Genomic DNA, 19,557 nt, shown 5'->3' on the forward strand with positions numbered 1-19,557 from the left:
CCGCGCGTGTCGTCCCCCCGCGCGAGCGCTCAGCGGCGTCATGGTGATAGAAACCACGACTTTGAGCCAACGCGAAGCTGTGGAGAAAGGCTGTGCAGAGTATTGCACACAAGTCTGTGGGAGGCGTCTCCGACGCCGATTCCGCGTGACGGGATCGATGAACAGCAGCCAGCAATCCGTCATCGGGGTCGGAGACCCCTCCCACATTCCTCAATTCACTGTGCCGCGCGCTAGATCGGCGGCGGCTCAGAAAAGAGCTGCACCATACGCCCTCCGAAGTGAGAGAAGATCGTCAGAACGACGTTCGGAAAAGCGGCCTCTTCTTGTTCCGTTGTTCGTTCTAAATGGAGGAGGATCTGATGGTCAAGTTTTTTGCAATTAAATGTCGTGATTGTTGCAAATGGACAAGGGGGCTCGGGATGAGAGATGTTCGTCATCCCGAGCGGAGCGAAGGATCTAGCGTCGCCATCACACTTCCAGATTCTTCGCTCCGCTCAGAATGACGGTAGTGACGGGGAAGAGCCTTGGTGAACCATCGTCGATGTCCTATTGTCATTGCTGTCGCGTCGACCCACGATCTTCCCAACAAGAAGTGCTTGCTCGGCCATGCTCCGCGCCACGATTGCACGCTACCGAGCCGCCTACGCCGGGCTTCCGCGGGAAGTCTGGTGGTTGGCCGTGGCGTTGTTCGTCAATCGCTGCGGCGCGATGGTGCTGCCGTTTCTGACGCTTTACCTCACGCAAAAGCTCGGCTTCAGCGGGGCGCTCGCCGGGCGGATGGTGAGCGTTTACGGCGTGGGCGCGGTTTGCGGCGCCTATCTTGGCGGGCGGCTGGCTGAGCGGTTCGGGGCGATACGGTTCCAGACCGTGTGCCTGTTTCTGGCGGCGCCGGGATTCATGTTCCTCCCGCTCTGGAAGACGTGGCCTGCGATGGCGGCGAACTTGTTCCTGGTGAGTCTGATCGCCGAGGCGGTGCGGCCGGCGAACGCGGCAGCGATCACGCAGCTGACGACGCCTGCGAATCGGATGCGGGCGTTCGCGCTGCAGCGGCTGGCGGCGAACTTTGGGTTCTCCTTCGGGCCGGCGATCGGCGGGTTGCTGGCGACGATCGACTTCAAGTGGCTGTTTTTCGTTGACGGCTTCAGCACGATGGCGGCGGGCGGCGCCTTGCTGGCGATCTTTCGGATGCAGCGCATCAAGCGGGTGGTCGATGTTCACCCTTCGACTGTCACCTCCGCATCGCCGCCGCGCGATCGGCTGTTCGTCGGGTTCCTGCTGCTGATGCTGGCCAACATGATCGTGTTCTTTCAATTCGGCTCGACCTACCCGTTGTTTCTGCACGATCACTTTGGGCTCAACACCGATTCGATTGGGTTGATGTTTGCAGTGAACACCACCGTGATCGTGCTGTTCGAAATGTTGCTTGTCGACGCCATCAAAGATTGGCCGCTGCTGCGGACGATCGGTTGGGGGTGCCTGATTTCGTGCGTCGGGTTCGGCATGCTGCCGTTCGGCCAGTCGGCGCTGTACGCGGTTGCGGCGATGCTGGTGCTGACGATGGGCGAAATGCTGTCGCTGGCGTTGTCGACTGGGTTTGTCGCGAATCGGAGCGGCGCCGGCGGCGAGGCGAGTTACATGGGGTGGTACATGGTGATGCTGGCGACAGCGTCGGTCGCGGGGCCGGCGATTGGCTCGACGATTTACCAGGCGAATCCGAATGCGGTCTGGTACGGGGCGCTGGGGGTTGGCGTCGCGGTTCTCGCCGGCTTCCAGTGGCTGGCCAGCGGCGATCGGCGGCCGGTGGAGGTGCATGATGCGGCGCCGGAGTGGGCGGAGGCGATGCCGCAGTTGGCGGAGTGATGGGAGGTGAGTGGGTGAGTGGGTGAGTGGGTGAGTGGGTGAGTGGGTGAGTGGGTGGCGCAATAAAAACGGCGGCGGAGAGGTGACTCTCCGCCGCCGTTTATTTTTCAGCCCCCGGCTCCGCCGGGGGGTAGCGTTAAGTTGGGCGACGTCGACCCGGATGGTGACCGACCCCCTGGCGGAGCCAGGGACTGCAGGTGCGCTGCTAACGCCGGTTGAGCGACATCAGTAGTTGTAGAACGTACCAGAACATCAGTGCGACCGACGCGAAGAGCGCCAATGAGGCGGCGACGTGTTGGCCAATCCGATAGTGATGCATCACGTTGCTGGTATCGTAGAGGATATAACCGGCGCAGAGGACCAGCATCGCGGCGATGAAGACGATGCCGAGATTGAAGCCGAAGAGGATCGCACAGACGATCACTCCCATGGCAGCGAAGCCGCCGACGACTAGGGCCGTGCGCAGGAATGAAAAGTCCGTGCCTGTCACGAAGACGGCGGCAGTGAGGCCAACGAAAATGACGCCGGTTAGAACGGCAGCGTTCAAAATAACGCCCGGCGGCCCGGACTGTTGGGCGACGTAAAGTAGCGGAAGCGTGATGATTGACTGGGCGATCACGTAGAGTCCCAGGCCCATGTACTGAGTTTGCGGGCTGGTGGAGGACATGGCCCACGAGTTCGCCAAGTAGCTGACGCCCATGAAGGCGGCCATGACAATGAGCCAGCCGTACTGGGTCCCGAGCATAAGGCCTGCGAGCGGCTCGGCGAACGAAGAATTCAGCAGCACCGCCTCAATGGCCGTGAAGGCCAAGACCGCGCCGAGCAGATGGAGATAGGTCTTGCGAATAAACGACGCACGGGTGTTCTCGTCGGCCTGGGCCGCCGTCATCCCCCAGTTGAGGTAGGGGTTGTTGTTGTCCTGTGCGTAGTTCATCGCATTCTCTCCTGAATGTGGTCGTGTACGAATTGAAGACGGCGGCGATCTGACGCCTGGACGGCGCGCGGACCGGCTCTGCCGTTTGTCCCCAAATTCTACCTCATTTTGGGGAAGCGGTGACAGCAATTATGCCGTTTACGAGATCAGCGGCGGCCGGTCTGGTCGCGGAAGGTGCTCTCGAAGATCTTGTCGGCGTTAGCCGTCTCGAAGCCATCGCGGCGATGTTCACGGCAGACTTCGCCTTCAGGGAGCGTCGCAAACTGCGGCAGGACGCGGCGTTCGGCGAACTCGACGTACGAGCCGGCGATTTGCTGCGTCGTTTCGCCGCCGGCGGCCAAGGGGAACGTCGCGTCGACCATTTCAGCGACGGTGGAGCTTTGCAAGAGCAGGCCGTCGCCGCTGATTTTGATTTCGCCGCCGGAGTTGTTGAGCTTAAAGCCGTGCGACTTGAGGAACTCGTTGAACTTCTCCACGGTGTCGTACTGATCGGGAAGATTGTGGACGCTCACCGTGAAGTGGTTGAGGTAGTAACGGTTGTAAATCACCCAGGCGGCGTACTCGCTCTCGTCGGCGAGCCGTTGGTAATCTTCCCAAGTCGGCGTGCGCCAGAGGGGACTGTGGAGGAATTGATCGACGGCAGCGCCGTCATCGAGATTCAGTGAGTCGACCGGATCGCTCGTCACCTCGTCGGTGTAAGAGTGGATGATGCGCTGCGATTCGGGCGACAGCTCGTCGACGCAGAGCTCGCTGATGAAAATCCGCGGATAACGCGCCACCGGCGGGGCGTACCAGTAGGCGTCGAGTTTCTTGCCGTCGAAGCGGAGGAAGTCGCGCTTGGCGTAGCCGTAGTGGAGGAAGATTTTTTCGAACGACGCAATGCCGAGATTAGGGACGCCCATCGTGCGGAAGGCAATGTGGTCATTCTCGATGTCGCCGACGGAACCAACCAAGCCGGCGGCGACCATGGCACGGACGACGCCGTCGACGTCGGGAACGCGTTCGCGGTAGCGACGCATCAAGCCATCAAGGACGAAATCAAGCGGTGCGGCGGTGGAAGCGGTGTGAATCATCGGCGGGAAACCTGTCGCGGTGGAACTTGAAATCTGCTCATGTAGGCCCGGCACCCGGTCGGGGGTGGAGGTGTGGGTATACTTTGCTCTTGCGTATCGCTAGCCCCCGGCGGAGCCGGGGGCGGAAGGAGGGTGGGGCGCGCCTGCGGGCTTGCGCGTTCACGAGAGCCAATCTCACATTAGTATTATGACCGCAGAACGAGAACTGGGCAGTGGGCTAGTCGAATTACCCGCTCGGCCACCGACCCAATGAGCAGGTGAGCCAAGCCTGTGCGGCCGTGGGAAGGCATCACGATCAGCCCGATTCCGGCGGTCTTCGCACATTCGGCGATCTCATGGCCGGGGTCTCCAAATAGGATCTGGAACTTCACCCCCCGGTATTTTGGGGCGTCATAGCGTCGGTGGAGCGAGTGGAGCAGGGTCTCATTTCGTTCGGCGTCGGTCGCGATGTAAACGACTCCCGGCTCGAACGCCCCGAGGGGCGGTGCGACGTGGACGGCCGTGATCTGCTCGCTCGCCGCGGCGATTTCCAACGCGGCGTCGAGAGCTTGGTCGGATTCCTCGGAGAAATCCAGCGGGACGAGGAGCTTGGCATTAGCGTAGCGATTCATGGCTTCGTTCCTTATGTAGAAGAGACGGCGGGAGGCCAGCTGAGGGGCAAGCTTTGCGGCATCTCGCGGAAGGCTAATGGGAAAAATCGCAATTTAGGCGCCGTAGGGGGCTGGGAGGCGTCGCCCATGCGAAGGGACGGTTTACGGCGAGGCATCTCAAAACTGTGCCGGGAACTGTGCGTTTCTGACACGGGGGTGCGCCCCAACGGACAGTCTACTGCGTGCGTGGCGCCGCCGCGGCCAGTGGCGTAAGCAGTTTTTTAGGCAAAATCTAGGCATGCCGGCCGGCGCCGACGCGGTTCGCGGAAAGTTGCACGATTGGTCCGAAGCTTGCGAGCATCGAACGCGGCCCACCAGGATTTGACGAAGTTGCCCCCAACATACCTCGCGAACAGTTCATGGTTCGATCGCGCCACACTCCCGACCGAGGCGCCGCGACGGACGAGCGATTGGTGCGGGGGTCGCATGGTGTTAGAACTAGGGAAAAGGAAGGGTTCCCAAGTTCCGTGGCCGGCATGTCTGAACAAGATTTTGCGCGTCTTTATGAATCGATGCAGCGATATGTCGGTTGGACCGACGGCGACGCAAAGCGGGTGGCTGCGATGTGGCCGCTGGTCTCGCCTCAGGCGAAATCGCTTATCGATGATTTTTACGCGGAGATTCAGCGACACCCCAATGCCGCGCGCGTCATTACCGGCGGACCGGAGCAAATCGAGCGGCTGTCGCAAACGCTACGGGAATGGTTGGCCCAGTTGTTCGCGGGCAAGTACGACATTGAGTACATTTCGCGCCGCTGGCGCGTCGGTTATCGGCACGTGGAGATAGGGCTCGAGCAGCGATTTACGAGCTTGGCGATTTCCCGCCTGCGGACGGGCATCAAGCAAGCAGTTTGCTCCTCTTGGCGAGGCTCGTCCGAAGAATTGGCGGCGTCGTTGACGTCGATCAACAAGCTGCTCGATCTTGATCATGCGTTAATCCAGGATGCGTATGAGTTTGAATATGTAAGTCGCCAACGGCAGTTCGAGCGCGAACGGGGGGAGCGTAAGTTTCGGCATCTCGTGGAAAACGCGAGTTGTCTGATCATTATCGTCGACCCGATGCGAACGGCGGCGTACTTCAATCCCTACGCCGAAGCGGCGACGGGGTACTCGGCGAAAGAGATCGAACACGTACACGACCGCGTGTTGGGCGTGTTGGGAGGCGATCGGGCCGAGGTGGAAGCCTGCTTGGCCGACGTTTTCGCTGGCGGCGGCCCGGTGGCGTACGAGACGCAGATCGAACGGCGCGGCGGTTCGCCGCGCTGGATTAATTGGACGCTAAGCCGCATTGACGGGATGGACGACGACCGAATGGTCCTGGCGGTCGGGCACGACATCACCGAGCAGCGGCGCGCCGCGGTTCAAGTGCTGCAGGCGAACCGGCTGGCGACAATCGGGGAGATGTACGCGCGGCTGGCGCACGAGAGCCGCAACGCGCTCCAGCGTATGCGCGTCTGCACGGAGATGCTGACAGACCAATTGGCTGAGTCGCGCGATGCGTCGGAACTGCTCAAGCGTTTAGAGCACGCGCAGGGCGACCTGCAGCGGCTGCTCGACGAAGTGCGGAACTTTGCGGCGCCCATCGTGCTGGAACGGACCGAGTGCCGACTGTCGACGCTGTGGCGAGAAGCCTGGAATTTGCTGCAGGGCGTGCGGCGGGATCGCCGCGCGGAATTGATCGAGGCAATGCCGGCGGAAGGTTGTCCGACGATGCGTCTCGACCGTTTTCGGCTGGTGCAGGCTTTTCGCAATATCTTTGAGAATTCACTGGCCGCGTGCGGCGATCCGCTGAAATCGACCGTTTCGTGTCGGCAGGTAACGCGCGACGACGCGCCTTGGATCGAATTGACGATCGATGATAACGGCGCCGGTTTTACGGATGATGGCAAGGAGCGGGGATTTGAACCGTTCTTTACGACGCGCGCCAGCGGCACGGGACTGGGCCTGGCGATTGTGCGTCGCGTCATCGAAGCGCATGGCGGCGAAGTCGCCGTCGCGGATGCTCCCGGCGGCGGCGCAAGAATTGCAATCCTGCTACCCGAACACCCCAACGGGGCCTGCGATACGGACGCGACCATCGGGGCCTGACCGCAACGCCGCCATACTTTACCGGCAAGAAAATTCCATGAGCCAAACCAGCGCCAACGCCGATATCGACCTGTTGCTTGTCGACGACGACCATGAACTGCGGAGCGACATCGCACGCTACTTGAGCGTACACGGATATCGCGTGCAGCAGTGCGCCGACGGCGAGGAGGCGCTCGCTCAATCGGAGCGGCGGGCCTTCGACGTCGCGGTGCTGGATCTCGCGATGCCGGGCATGAGCGGACTCGAGGTGTTGCAGCGGCTGAAAGCCCGCGGCGCCGAGTGCGAGGTCGTGATGCTTACCGGCGAAGGGACGATTGAAATCGCGGTCGAGGCGATGAAGCTCGGTGCGAGGGAATTCCTGAGCAAGCCGATTAGCCTGCGCGAGCTCGACCGGTTGGTGCGCAAGGCGTGCGAAACGGGACAGTTGCAGCGCGAGAACCAGCAGCTCAAGGCGGTGATTAAGCAGCAACAGCAACGGACGCCGAGCATGGTCGGCGAGTCTTCCGCCATGCAAGAGGTTTATCGACTGATTCAACGGACGGGGCCCGCGAACAAGCCGATTCTCATCCAAGGGGACAGCGGTACCGGCAAGGAACTTGTGGCCCGAGCGCTGCACGAGGCAAGTCCGATTGCGGACAAGCCGTTCGTGGTGATTAATTGCGCTGCGTTGCCCGAGACGCTGCTGGAGAGCGAACTCTTCGGCCACGAGAAAGGGGCTTTCACGGGCGCCGTCGGCGCGAAGCCGGGACTGTTTGAAGTCGCGGATGGGGGAACGCTGTTCATCGATGAGATCGGCGAGCTGGCCGGATCGCTGCAGGCGAAGTTGTTGCGGGTCTTGGAGGACGGCTCGCTGCGGCGGATTGGTTCGGTGAAGGAGCGTCGGGTGAGGGTCCGGCTCATTGCCGCGACCAACCGCGATATGGCAAAAGAGGTGCGTGAAGGTAGATTTCGCGAGGATCTCTTCTATCGAATCAACGTGCTCACCATCTTTCTGCCGCCGCTGCGGGAACGCGAAGGGGACATCAAGCTGCTGTTGAATCACTTTCTGGGGACTGACTGGCACATGGACGACGAAGTCCTGCGTATCTTCGAGAATTACAGCTGGCCGGGCAACGTGCGGCAACTGATCAACGCCGTAGAGCGCGCGAAGATTCTTGCGGAAGACGAGTGGATCCGCGCCCAGAACTTGCCGCCCGAGATCGTCAAAGGAGCGGCCGCGGCCCCGACGCTTAAGGTGGGCGAGAACGTCGATCTTGATACGGTCAATAAGCTGCACGTCGCCGACACATATAAACGATTTGGCGGCAACAAGGCTCGGACGGCGCGAGCACTCGGCATCGGCCGTCGCACCCTTTACCGCCTGCTGGAAAAGTATGGCATCGACGCCGGGGATCCCGCAGCCAATTGAGGGCGGGCCGGAAAGGCATCAAGGGTTTGCCGACGGCGGCTTACATCTCGATTCTAATGTACAGTATGCGACCGGCAGCAAAATGCGCTTGCGCGCTTTCGCCACCGCGGTTTTTGACGCGGATCATCGTTCGGATTTGAGGGTCGACGGGGCCGCGGCGGCGACATTTAGCCACAACTATCCCTCGCGGAGCCCGAGGCCTCAATACGGCGCCAATGCGTCCCTTGTTGAACTTCTTCGTAAGGGTTTCGGCAAGATCCTCGCGGAGCACGGATGCATGGATGTGGCGAGACGTCGCCGGGGGCACCCGGCGAACGTTGCAACGGCTCAGCGGCCTCAGCATACGCTCGCTTAGCGAATGAGCAGGCATCTTCGGGTCAAAGGGTCGCCTGCGTCTCGGTCATGATTTGAAGTCTGTTACCGCCGCGCTAATTCAAGCGTGGAGCGGCTTCACTGCAGCTTCGCAAGATCCAGGCAGACGATCATCGACGGATTTCCGACGGCCGCGTAGTGCCCCGTAAAAGTGAGTCCGCCCCGATCGCGATCAACGGCGAAGATCGCGACGTTGTCGCCGCGTTGATTGCAGCAGTACAGGAACTCTCCCTGCGGGTCAAAACCGAAGCTGCGCGGATAGTTGCCTCGCGTCCACTCTTCGCCGACGTGCGTTAGATCTCCGCTATCGCTGACGGCGAAAATCGCAATGCTGTCATGCAAACGATTACCCGCGTACACAAAGCGCCCATCTTTCGACACGAGTATCTCGGAGCAGAAGTTGCTGCCAACGAAAGCGGGCGGAAGCGTCGAGATGGTTTGCTGGGCAGCGAGGCTACCGGTCGCGGAGTCGTAGTCGAACCGAACAATCGTCGACCCTTCTTCTTGAATTGAATAGAGCCAGCGCCCGTTAGGATGGAAGTCGAAATGACGCGGCCCATCGCCCGGCGGGAGCGATGTCTGAGGCGCCTCTGCGGGAGTGAGGATCCCGCGTTCGTCATCAAAGACCCAGACGAAGATGGCATCGAGGCCAAGATCGGCATGCAAGACGTGGCGTCCGGCTGGGTCGGCCGCGATCATGTGAGCATGAGTCCGATCATGACCGCTGAAAGCATAGCTGCCGGGAGGCGCATTCGTCGCTCGCGCGGGACCAATCGTTCCAGAGTCGCGCTTGACGTCACTCGCCTCGCCGAGGCAACCATCGGCGAGAATCGGCAGGACGGCGATCGATCCGCCAAAGTAATTGGCCACCAACAGAAAACGGCCGGAAGGGTGAACGCTCACGTAGGTGGGACCACTCCCGCCAGAACTCACTGAATTGAGAAACTTGAGGTCGCCGTCAAGGGGATTGATGGCGTACGCGCTAACCGTTCCCTCCTGCGCCTCGCCCACTCGATCGGTTTCGTTCGCAGAATAGAGCCTGTCCCGGGCAGCGTTCAGTGCGAGGCAGCTAGGACTTGTGCCAGACTCCACCACTCTGCTGGGCGTCAGCGCGCCGCTGCGCCGGTCGATTTGAAAGATGTGAATGCCGCGGCCATTGCCAGGGGGAAGATCGACCTGGGTCGGTAGCACGTCGTGGAGCGGCGAGCTGAATGTTCCGACGTATGCGATCAGCGGCGCGCTCGGCTCCTGGGAGGTTGCGAGCCGCATGCTCGCTAACAACGGAGTCGTTCCAGCAAGAGCCGCAGATTTCGCGAGGAACGAACGGCGTGAAAGCGAACAATGCGTCATGACATTACTTTGCGAGGAGAGCTAAGAACTATGCTCGGATGATTTCTTGAAGGACTCGCGCTTCGCGCCCGGCGGTGAGGTGTTGCTCCAGTCCGCCTTGCAAGTACGTTAGTTTGCGGTGATCCAATCCGAAGAGATGCAGCAGGGTTGCTTGAAAGTCGTTGGGCGTGACTACGTTGGCGACGGCTCGGTGCCCGAACTCGTCCGTCTCGCCGTAGGTGATGCCTGGCTGAAATCCCCCGCCGGCGACCCATGCGCTGAAGCCTTGGCCGTTGTGGTCCCGTCCCGCAAGGGCCGGATCGCCATGGCTCTCCGTGACCGGCAAACGCCCGATCTCACCTCCCCAGTGGACGATCGTGGTGTCGAGCAGCCCGCGCTGCTTGAGGTCCTTCACGAGCGCTGCCGACGGCTTGTCGGTGCGACGGCAAATGGCTGGCAACCCTTCACGAATATTGGTGTGATTGTCCCACGGCTGGCCGCCCAAGAAGAGTTGTACAAACCGGACGCCCCGTTCAACCAAGCGCCGCGCGATCAGGCAGCGCGTCCCGTATTCGCTCGTCTCAGGATGATCGATTCCATACATGGCGCGGGTCGCAGCCGTCTCCTGAGAGACGTCAAGTGCGTCCGAGGCGGCCGTTTGCATCGCGGCGGCAAGTTCGTAACTCGCGATGCGGGCTTCAAGGTCGGCTTCGCCGGGATGGAGGTGAAGATGGCGCTCGTTGAGTTGCCGTAAAAAGGCAAGGTTCTGCTCCTGAATGACGCCGCGCAAATGGCCAGGAGCTTCTAGATTTAGGATGCGCGGCTCGCGGGGCCGCAACACGGTCCCTTGAAACAGCGGCGGCATGAACCCGTTGGACCAATTACTAACCCCATCAACCGGAAGCCCGCCGGGGTCGGTGAGGACTAGATAGGCCGGCAGCTCTTGGCTCTCGCTGCCGAGGCCGTAAACCAGCCAGGAGCCCATCGTCGGCCGACCGACCACGCCGGGGATGCCGCCATGAAAGTAACGAATGGAAACTTCGTGGCCATTGGCGCCCGTATGCATTGAACGAATGAGACACACGTCGTCAATGATCTCGGCGAGGTGCGGCAGTAGCTCGGAAATCTCCGTGCCGCACTCGCCGCGTTTGGCGAACTTCCAAGGGCTTGCCAACAGGGTCTTGCTCGCTCCGTTGACGAAGCTGAATTGCACCTCGCCCGGATAGTCGCTGCCGCTGAGACGGTTCAGTTCAGGTTTCGGGTCGAACAAATCAACATGCGAAGGTCCCCCGTGCTGAAAAAGGGAAATCATCGCGTTCGCGCGCGGCGCGAAATGCGGACGCTTCGGAGCGAGGTCAAAGCGGATCGGCGTCGAAGGGGGCTTTGCCGGCGCTGCCCAGGCCGACTGCTGAGAATTCAGCCAAGCCAGCGCCACAGCGCCAATGCCCATCGCGTTTTCGGCCAGAAAGCTGCGGCGAGTGAGCGGGGCGAGCATGGATCGACTTCCTAACATTCAGAATTAACGCGGAGAGAAGGCAATGCCTTGACCAATTGCGGGTGGAAAGCAATTAGTCGATGTAGAGGAACTCGTTCGAACTCAACAGGGCGTGGCAAAGATTCGTGAGCGCTTGCATTTCAGGCGATCTGCCGGCGGGCGCCAGCTGAGGATTTCGTCGTATCTGATCACGCTGATGCGTGATCAAGTCGCTTGCCGCTTGCAGTTCCTCGCGGCTCGGTGACCGAGCGAATGCAAGCTCCCAGGCCTTGACGACGCTGGCGAGTTCAACGCCTGGAGCGCTTTCTCGCGGTCCATGAAATCCTTCATGCGAGCGGAACACAGTAGGAGCACGACCCTCCTTGGCCAGCGTTAACTCAACACGCCATGTAAACGAATCGGAGGTGACGTTCGCGCGACAGTCGGCGACGAAGTCGATCGTGTCTCCCGCCTGGATCGACACGCGTTCGACGGCGGTACACACCTCGCCGTTTTGCACGACCCAGTCGCCGATCACGCCCAAGTTACTGGCAATGATCACTCCGCGCACGCCGTCGCCATGCTCGCTGGCGTGGCCGAGGGCGCCTTGGATGGAGACAATTCCGTCCTCGGCAGCGGTCCAGCGGCGAATGGGGGCCATCCCCGGTCGGTCGCCCGCGTGTCCGCCATCGGCATGAAGCAGGGCCCAGCCGGTATGTTCGTCGGGCAACGACTCGCTTCCCTGCCAACTGGCGCCGGTCCAATGTCCGAGCGGCGTGAATGACGTGGTCCGACCTGAGGGAACATCGATGCCGCCGTAGCCAAATTGCCAGGCTTCAGGAGCCGCTTCCCAGCGCCGTGGCAATCCAGAAACTAGTTCAGCGGCGCAATCTGCGGTCGGCTCACGTTGGGCGCGATCGGCAAGCACGGCCGCTTGGCTCAACCAAAATTCGCCGTTCATCAGCATTAACGACTGCGTTGCTACGGTCGAAGACGGACGCACGTCGCAGTTCGTTTCCATGACCGGCGCGTCAAACGCTTGCATTAGCGCTACCGGCTGCGTGCGCCGCTGCAGTAGATAGATGCTGCGACGCTGCACGCCGGGCGCCGCGACGATCTGACCGCTGTCATCTTCAACGACGCCCATGGCCGGCCCAAACATCGAGCGATCGAGGGCGCCGCTCGCGGCCAGCGCTCGATCACGGAGCGCCTCGGCATCTAGTCGTGACACCTTCTTGCGCGAGTAATGCCTGCCGTCCGGGTCTGCGGCGATTTGGGCGGAGTCTTGTGCCGATGCCTGACGATACGCCGTCGAAAGCATGATCGTGCGATGCAGACGCTTCAAACTCCAACCATTGTCCCGAAGTTCAGCGGCCAACCAATCGAGTAACTCGGGATGAGTAGGCAACGCGCCTAGTTTCCCAAAATCAGAAGGGGTCGCGACGATCCCACGACCAAAGTGATGCATCCAAACGCGATTGGCGATGACGCGCGCCGTCAGCGGATTGTCAGGTCCCGTGAGCCACTGCGCGAACGCCAAACGGCGTCCGGTGGTCGGCGCATCGGCGCCTTTCGCGGGAAACTCAACTCGACCCGACTCGGGCGAGCAGACGGAGAGCGTCCCTGGTGCAATCGTTTCCTTCGGCTGGCGGTAATCGCCGCGGTGAAACAAGCGGGTTTCCGGCGAATGATTGGGCGGCTCGACAAGCGGCTGAATGAACTCTTCCGGTGGTTTCTTCGCGCGTACGGCAGCGATCTGTTCATCGAACTTTTTCAGATCGTCGGCTGCCGCCTGATTGTATTGATAGAGCACGCCTTCCGAGAGATTCACGCTGGGGTACTTCTCTAGGAGTTGCTTCTGCTGGTCGTTCCGCTGATCGGCCGCCGTTTCATAGGCCGCGCGAAGCTCCGCCCGGAGTGGTTCGGGGAACTTGGCGAGTTCCTTCTCAATGGCTTCGGCCATGTGCACTGCGAGCTTGGCAGCGCGATCGGCGGCGATCCTCTGAACTTCAGTCTCAAGTTCGGCCGCTTGCTCGCGGTTGGCCGCTGTGTAGAGCGAGACGAGACGCTCCGCAGGAGTTTTCCATGCTTGCCAGTCGAGCGCCGGTTCGAAGACTGCCCGGAGCGCGTAATAGTCTGACTGAGGAATCGGATCGTACCGATGATCGTGGCACTGCGCGCACGCAACGGAGACGCCTAGCAATGACGTGGTGACAATTTTCAGCGTGTCGGCGACGACTTGGTTGCGCGTCTCAGGGGTCGCATCGCCGCTGGCCGTGTGGTCGGCGGCCATGCGTAGAAATCCAGTGGCCGTTAGCAGTTCAATCTGCTCGGGAGTCAGGTCGCCGTTGATTGGCCCCGCCAATTCGTCGCCGGCCAGTTGCTCTTGCAGAAAGCGATCGAAGGGAACGTCCGCATTGAACGCTCGAATCACATAATCGCGATACTTGAATGCCCAGGCACGAACGGGATCGAGCATCGCGCCCCCGTCGCTGTCGGCATACCCGGCCGCGTCGAGCCAGTGGCGGGCCCAACGCTCGCCGTAATGAGGCGACGCCAGCAGTCGTTCAATCAGTCGCTCGTACGCATCGGGCGATTCGTCGGCGAGAAACTGCTCGGCTTCTGCCGTGGTCGGCGGCAAGCCCAATAAGTCGAAGTAGGCGCGTAGCATGAGCGTTTGCTTGCCGGCGTCTGGAGCGAATTCCAGTCCGGAGGGCATCGATGCCGCCAACAGTGCATCGATTGAGGTGCGAATGCGGGGGCCATGTGGTAACGAAGCGACGTCGGGGCGTATGATGGGTTGAAAGGCCCACCAGGCGCGCTCTTCAACGGTGATCCCCAATCCGGGTGCGATGGCGTCGGGTTCGGGGCGGCCCGTTTTGGCGCCCGCGGCAATCCAACGGGCGACCGTTCCGATCTCACTTGGCTTCACCTTGGCGCCATTCGGCGGCATGTCGCCGGCGCGCATCTTCGCAATCAATAAGCTTGCGTCAGGGTCGCCTGGCACAATCGCCGGCCCCGAGTCTCCCCCAGTCCGTTGGAATCTGACAAGGCGAAGATCGAGGCCTCCCTCTTTCTCGTCAGTGGCGCCGTGACAGTCGAAGCAATATGCGCGAAATATGGGACGCACGTCCGCTTCGAACGTTGGTTCCGACGCCGAGAGAGGTGCGCAGATCAAGGCTGCGGAGATAGCGGCGAGCAAAGCCGTGATCCGTGCGATTGCACGACGGTTCGATTGATCGAAACCGCCAGCGACTGACTTCATGTCCGCTGGCTGCAAATGGGGTTTGCTAGTCATGGCACTTACCCGCGCACCACGCGAGGTGAACGCCAGCCGATGGCGTCGCCTCGCGCGGAGAAGTTTGCGTACGCATCTGGTGGAGTTGCCTGATCATCTTACCAAGATTTTGTATGGTGCTCGACCTTCGGGCCGCGGCAAGCAAAATGGCAGTCTTCGTGCTTCAGTGCGATTGCACTGAAGAAGCTTCGCACCGACTCTTTCAAGCGAAAGTAATGCGCATTTAGCCGTAGTCGGACAAGTCATGGCGTGTTCGCCAATGGAGCGAAACGAAGTGCGTAGAGATCGGCGTCCTTGAGGACGATGCGTATCCGAACGTTGCGACCGGCCAGCGCAGAAACGTCGTTGCCGCCCTGCCAGGTTACCGGCTCGTCTAACTCATCGCCAAACATGGGAATGGACTCGGCAAGCAGATAGCGAGGCAGCGGTCGGCCATTCTCGTCTTGGAGTTCGACCTGTACGCTGCCCGCAGCGCTGGTGGCGTAATTCAGCGTTAGGTGCTCTCCCTCGAATTTCACTGGCCGAGTGGTGAACTCGCCCCCGCGGGCTCCGGCATTCACTGATGCGAAGCGGTGTCGAGGCAGCACCAAACGACGAATGCGATTGTCGGGCCACTGGTAGTGTTCGCTGATATACATCGACCACTCGCCCGGCGAGGCTTCGGCAATGCCCCAGGCGGGCATGTTATTGCGATCGGTCCAGTTTTTTTCGTCGCGGCCAGGCCGCACCCAAGCTTCGAGAAATGGGCGATCCCAGTTCACCCCGTCGCGACTCGACATGAACATCGCGTCGGAAACGCCCGGTTCTCGATAGGCGGCGATTCGCCGTCTCTCCGGCACAAATCGCTTCGGAAACGAGACAAGCAGATGTTCTGCCTGCGGGCACGGCAGAGTCGCATTCGTGTAGAAATGTTCCGATGGCGCGTCTTCGGCGTAACGGTTGGCAATGCCTGCGCTCCAATCAAGAAAATTGTCTGACCGGGAACTTTGAATCGCCCGCACTCCATCGGTGAAGATTCGACTGTAACACCCATAGCTTGCTCGTACGGGATCCCAGAAGGCGAGATTCAGCGAGTCGAAGGTCCCGCTCGAGATGACGGGCTCTTTTCTTTTCTTGCGCCAGTGGATGCCGTCGGCCGAGACAAACGCAAACAAGCCGCCGGGAGTGGTTCCTTCTTGCCAGTTCTCGCCCGGCTCCTTTAGTCCCGCCAAGGCCTTGTAGCGCTCGTCGGGGTTGCCATCGGGGTTCTCGTCCAGAAACGGCGAGAAATTGTGGGACTCGATTCCTTTCCAGACGACGTTGTTTTCCTTGGAGCCGGCCACCTCGACGATTCCCAAGTTCGGTCGAGTGAAATGAATGCCGTCGCGGCTTTCAACGACGCACGTCACCTGGTCGGCCGACAGATCGCTTCCCACGGACGACCCGCGATAGTAGAGTCGCACGAGGTCCGCGTCTTGAACCACGCTGAAATACGCGCTGGAGATTCCCTCCCAGGGCGCGTCGGTAACGAGCACCACCTCGCGGCGCTCGGGCGTATTCAACTTGAGCGCCGCGCCGCTCATGCCGTCGATCAGCCAATCGTCAACGAATAGTTCCCAGCGCGAGCCAATATCGGCAGCTGACTTGGCCGCCGGTACGCGTGATGGTTCACCGGCGAGCAATGGGGCGATCGCGATGGTGCGTCCGACGAGCACGCAGCCGACGCAGAGGAGTCGTAGGTACGAGTTCACCGGTAGCCTCCAGTTAGTCCCAGCCTAACTTCTCGATGCCATCGTCGGTTAGGCGGAACCGCATGGCACGGACGGCGCTCGTTGGTCCTTCTTCGTAATAGACCACAAGGACCGCGCCGTCTTTGAGCTCCACCGTCGACGGGTACGCGCCTCCCACGGAATCGAGCTCGATAGGTCCTTGCCAGCTCTGCGCGTCATCGCGGCTGATGTGGAGCGACGTCGCCGGCTGTCGGTGTGTCAGCAAGATTTCGCCCGTCGAGAGTTTCGTCAAATGAGGAGAGTGGCCGAGGAATCCGCTGTCCTCGACCGGCGACCATGTGACGCCCTGGTCGTCGCTGGTCGCAAAGTGAAGGTTCACTTGCCCGTCGCCGCGCAACGCGGCCAGAATCTTTCCATTGGGCAAGCGTAAGACGTCCGTCTCTGCGTCGAGCCGCACGCCGCTGTTCGGATCGATGGCTACCGGATCGCTCCAAGACTGGCCGCCATCTGTCGATCGCAGTACGGCGCCATAGGCGGTTGAGGCGTCTCCGGTATACACGCCCAACAGCTGAGTTCCATCTGGCAACTCGCGCACGGGCGCCGAGACCGCCCAGCGATCCGCCGCCAGCACGCGCGGCTTAGCGTCCCAGGTGCGGCCGCCGTCAAACGATTCAACCAAACAGACATCGTGTTCGATCTTGCCGTCGACAGAGCGGTACTGAAAGAAGCTGCAAGCCAGCCTGCCATCTCGCAGAGCGGCGATGTGAGGATCGCGATCGTCTTGCGGTCCGTCAAACAAGACGCGCGGCTCGCTCCACGTGCGTCCCTCGTCGCTTGATTCGACGACGCAAATCCTTCCCCCGCGCGGCCACTCTGCAGTTGGCAGCGAAACATGTCCATAGCCCGCATAGAATACGCAAGCCAGGTCGCCGTTGGGCAACCGGCACACATCAGGAAACGCCTGGTAGGGACCAGCCGCTTCGCCGCGGGAGATGACGGCATGCTTTGGCGAGTCGGCGCTGACCAGTGAATGAGGAGCTTGCCAAAGCACGCAGATGCCAATGACAAACCACATCCGGCTCAGGTTGCAGTTCCTCAATTTCGCCAATCGTGGCACATGGGTAGACATAATCCCGGCAGCCCCCTACACCGTGCGAAAGTGATCGTAGACCGATACTGCAAATGATTCGGTCCACGAAACATCCCAAGCTGATTGACGCTCATTTTAACAGCGCCATCTCCTATTGTGGCGATGGATCTTTGTTCTAAATCTTCGCCAAAGATTGGCAAATCCGCGTCACGCTCGCGCTCGCGATTGCGTCAACCCGACGTGCAAAGCAGCCCTTCAGCAGCGGCGTCGGTGACTAGCGCTTGCAATTTGGGGTGCTTCGATCAATCGTAACGTTCGGCCCAAATTCCTCGTCATCGGACGTCCAATTGGCATGCAGCAGGTCTACGCAATGAACGAATGTGCTGATATCGCAACGCGTCGCCCACGAATGGCACTGCCCGCGCTAATTGCCTTCATCTGCGCGTTTCTCGTTTCAACCGTCGGCGCTGCCGCCGCCGAGAATCTGGTCGATGAGCTTCGCAAGGCGACCGCGACAGTCGTGCTAGTGGATGAGGGTGCAGTCGATGCCAGTCGAGCGTCAGTGAACATCGTCTGGCAAGGCGACGTTTGCCGGCCCGTTGTCGTCAATTCCAGCGACGCCCCGATTCGCGTCGCGCGGGTCGACCTGTTTGATGGGAAGCATCGCTTGCCGGGCGATACGCCGATTTACGGCGAGTCTTTTCAGATGCTCGCCCAGACGGTCGGGACGCTGGCGTCGCCTAAAGACTTGGGGACCTATCCCGATCGAACTCACTATCGGCTGGAGGAACCTGAAGGCCTGCGCACGGCGCATGGGATGCTCTTACTGTCACCCCAGCAGCGCGAGCCCTTACTGATTGGTTTCACGTCTTGCCGCCGCTTCGACGGCCGGATCTCGTTCGATGCGTCGCGGCTCCTCGTTTCGGTCGATTGCGAAGGAATTCAACTGGCGCCGGGGGAGCAGGCCGTCTTAGAAGATCTCTACTGCGACTCGGCGCCGCTGCGCGAGACGCTGTTGGACCGGCTGGCCAAGAAAATCGAGATTAACCATCCGCGCCGCCGTGGGTTCGACCGTCCGCCGATGGGGTGGTGTTCGTGGTATTCGTACGGGCCGAGCGTGACTGTCGCCGATGTTCGCCGTAACCTCGACTGGATTGTCGCCAACGCACCTGAACTGCGCTACATCCAGATCGACGACGGCTATCAACCGTGGATGGGCGATTGGCTTGAGACGGGCAAGTCATTTGGGGGCGACGTGAAAGGGGTGTTGCATGAAGTGCGCGCGCGGGGGTTTGAGCCGGCGATTTGGTTGGCCCCGTTTGTCGCCAGCCCGGAATCGCAGCTGTTTCGCGACCATCCCGATTGGTTTGTGAAAAACGACAGCGGCGAGCCGCTGCGTTCCGATCAGGTCGGTTTCGGCGGCTGGCGACTAGGGCCCTGGTACGTGCTGGACGGCACGCATCCCGAAGCCCAGGCATTTCTGGAGCAAACAATACGCACGATGCGCGTCGAGTGGGGCTGCTCGTACTTCAAGCTCGATGCGCTCTACTGGGGAGCCATTCGCCAGGGACGATTCTACGATGCCAAGGCCACAAAAATCGAAGCCTACCGCCGCGGCATGGCCGCGATCCTTCGCGGCGCGGGCGACGCCTATGTGCTTGGGTGTAACCACCCGATCTGGGCCTCCTTTGGACTGCTGGACGGCTCGCGGAGCTCGAACGACATTCAGCGTCATTGGACGAGCATCCAGGAGTGTGGACGTGAAACTCTCGCGCGTGGTTGGCAGAACGGCCGACTCTGGTGGAACGATCCGGACTGTGCGCTGCTGGGGCCGGAACTGACGCGGGGCGCAGACGGGAATCCGCGGGCGGCGCGCGAGCTGCCACCGAACGAAGTGCTGTTTCACGCAGCCGTGCTCCATGCGTCAGGCGGCGCATTGCTGAGCGGCGATGATCTGACGCTGCTGACCCCCGCGAGTTTGGCCCTGCTTAATGAGCTGATTCCGCCGACGGGTCGCGCCGCTCAGTTTGCTGACGGGGACTTCATCGAAGGGCGCACGCCGACGCCGACGGGAGAGCTGATTTATCTGTTTAACTGGGGCGATGAGGTAATGACCCGACGGCTGGAGCATCCTCGCCAAGGAACACTGCGGGACTATTGGACGGGAGAGTCCCTTAGCGAGCTAGTCGACGAGCACGGCAACCTTTCGCTGCCGCCGCGGTCGGCGCGAGTTTTGGAGATATCGCAGGAATAGAAGTCGCCAGCCAAGCGGC

Annotated in this window: 12 protein-coding genes; 4 read left to right on the top strand and 8 right to left on the bottom strand. The window is 61.1% G+C overall.

Annotated features, from left to right (window positions below):
- Positions 1-606 precede the first annotated feature (606 nt).
- Positions 607-1,860 (top strand): MFS transporter, encoded by a 1,254-nt coding sequence (locus I41_RS11015; RefSeq protein WP_145432597.1) that lies wholly within the window; start codon positions 607-609, stop codon positions 1,858-1,860.
- A gap of 205 nt (positions 1,861-2,065) precedes the next feature.
- On the opposite strand, the gene I41_RS11020 is transcribed toward I41_RS11015, so the two are convergent.
- The 3 genes from I41_RS11020 to I41_RS11030 all read right to left on the bottom strand — a co-directional run bounded on the left by I41_RS11020 (position 2,066) and on the right by I41_RS11030 (position 4,478).
- Positions 2,066-2,794 (bottom strand): Bax inhibitor-1/YccA family protein, encoded by a 729-nt coding sequence (locus I41_RS11020; RefSeq protein ID WP_210421156.1) that lies wholly within the window; start codon positions 2,792-2,794, stop codon positions 2,066-2,068.
- Between the two features lie 146 nt (positions 2,795-2,940).
- Positions 2,941-3,867 (bottom strand): DUF1338 domain-containing protein, encoded by a 927-nt coding sequence (locus I41_RS11025; RefSeq protein WP_145432598.1) that lies wholly within the window; start codon positions 3,865-3,867, stop codon positions 2,941-2,943.
- A gap of 185 nt (positions 3,868-4,052) precedes the next feature.
- A complete protein-coding gene (locus I41_RS11030; RefSeq protein ID WP_145432599.1) occupies positions 4,053-4,478 on the bottom strand; it encodes a universal stress protein in 426 nt (141 codons plus the stop codon).
- A gap of 515 nt (positions 4,479-4,993) precedes the next feature.
- On the opposite strand from I41_RS11030, the gene I41_RS11035 reads away from it, so the two are divergent.
- Both I41_RS11035 and I41_RS11040 read left to right on the top strand, forming a co-directional pair.
- On the top strand, positions 4,994-6,604 hold the full coding sequence (locus I41_RS11035) for a protoglobin domain-containing protein (RefSeq protein WP_168206809.1): 1,611 nt from the start codon (positions 4,994-4,996) through the stop codon (positions 6,602-6,604).
- A 37-nt stretch (positions 6,605-6,641) separates the two neighbouring features.
- Positions 6,642-8,012: a sigma-54-dependent transcriptional regulator gene (locus I41_RS11040; RefSeq protein WP_145432601.1), complete on the top strand. Its 1,371-nt coding sequence runs from the start codon at positions 6,642-6,644 to the stop codon at positions 8,010-8,012.
- 450 nt (positions 8,013-8,462) lie between these two features.
- Here the strand turns inward: I41_RS11040 and I41_RS11045 are convergent, their stop codons facing one another.
- The 5 genes from I41_RS11045 to I41_RS11065 all read right to left on the bottom strand — a co-directional run bounded on the left by I41_RS11045 (position 8,463) and on the right by I41_RS11065 (position 17,269).
- Positions 8,463-9,653, bottom strand: coding sequence for a lactonase family protein (locus I41_RS11045; protein WP_246133856.1), 1,191 nt, complete (start codon positions 9,651-9,653; stop codon positions 8,463-8,465).
- A 109-nt stretch (positions 9,654-9,762) separates the two neighbouring features.
- Positions 9,763-11,208: a DUF1501 domain-containing protein gene (locus I41_RS11050; protein ID WP_210421157.1), complete on the bottom strand. Its 1,446-nt coding sequence runs from the start codon at positions 11,206-11,208 to the stop codon at positions 9,763-9,765.
- A gap of 73 nt (positions 11,209-11,281) precedes the next feature.
- Entirely contained in the window at positions 11,282-14,485 is a 3,204-nt protein-coding gene (locus I41_RS11055) for a PSD1 and planctomycete cytochrome C domain-containing protein (protein ID WP_210421158.1), read from the bottom strand.
- A 242-nt stretch (positions 14,486-14,727) separates the two neighbouring features.
- On the bottom strand, positions 14,728-16,215 hold the full coding sequence (locus I41_RS11060) for a hypothetical protein (protein WP_145432603.1): 1,488 nt from the start codon (positions 16,213-16,215) through the stop codon (positions 14,728-14,730).
- A gap of 13 nt (positions 16,216-16,228) precedes the next feature.
- Positions 16,229-17,269: a sialidase family protein gene (locus I41_RS11065; protein ID WP_168206810.1), complete on the bottom strand. Its 1,041-nt coding sequence runs from the start codon at positions 17,267-17,269 to the stop codon at positions 16,229-16,231.
- 424 nt (positions 17,270-17,693) lie between these two features.
- Between I41_RS11065 and I41_RS11070 the strand changes: the two genes are divergently transcribed.
- Complete coding sequence (locus tag I41_RS11070) at positions 17,694-19,538, top strand: glycoside hydrolase family 36 protein (protein ID WP_168206811.1); 1,845 nt, start codon at positions 17,694-17,696, stop codon at positions 19,536-19,538.
- Positions 19,539-19,557 lie beyond the last annotated feature (19 nt).

This window comes from Lacipirellula limnantheis (genome assembly GCF_007746075.1).
GTDB classification, from domain to species: Bacteria; Planctomycetota; Planctomycetia; order Pirellulales; family Lacipirellulaceae; genus Lacipirellula; species Lacipirellula limnantheis.